1 pseudogene is annotated in these 776 nt (G+C 52.7%); it reads right to left on the bottom strand.

Annotated features, from left to right (window positions below):
- Nucleotides 1-776: pseudogene (locus RYZ59_RS24560) on the bottom strand (Tn3 family transposase); the annotation flags it as partial.

Raw genomic sequence — 776 nt, 5'->3', positions numbered from 1 at the left:
GCCAGCTTTCAGGGATAAACCCTGTTGGCGCTGATGGCGGCACTTTACGAAGTTGTTTACGGTACATTTCCGTTATGGTGTCCAGCGCATCGCTGAGCGCCTGCGCCGCAGGTGTCGCCATGAACTGCAATGCTGACAGCATACGCGGGGCATATTTACGCAACGTACTGTATTTTTCGGTGATCAGATGAAGCGCGTCGAAATTGCCCTTACGGGAAAGAAACCGCGTTTCTTCCACGCTGTTGATGAATTCCTGCCAGGGAAGGACATCTTCTATTGCAGTCCAGGGATCTTCCCCGGATTCTCTGGCGTTAAGTAACGCCTGCCCGACGGTAACGTACTGCTTCAGCTTGCTCTGAATAAGCTTTCCCGTTTGCTGGAGCCGTTCGGCCTGCGTGCGTTTTGCCCTGCTGAACAGACTACCCAGGATACGCTCGTGCAGATCAATCACTTCGTCAGTCAGGGTGGCCCTGGCCTCTGTTATTATACAAACCAGCGTAGCGTAACGTCTGACATCGGTGAATTTTGCCAGGTCCCTGCTGCTCATTTTCCGGCCCTCACGCGCCAGTTTAAGCAACCTGTTCTGGTGAACGGAAAGTGCAATACCATCAGGCAACCCCAGCGCAGCGATGGAATTAAGCCGGTCGATATGTTGCAGCACATTTTTACCGTTTATTTTACCCGGAGGCTGTAGCAGCCATGCCAGACGGGAAGGTTGTTCACCCTCTGATATGAGCAGGCTGTCGAGTGCTGATTTATGCTGCTTTTCCAGTTGC

Origin of the sequence: Citrobacter sp. HN-141 (assembly GCF_033341895.1) — a bacterium.
Lineage (GTDB): Bacteria > Pseudomonadota > Gammaproteobacteria > Enterobacterales > Enterobacteriaceae > Citrobacter.
This window is presented reverse-complemented; position numbering and strand designations above follow the sequence as displayed.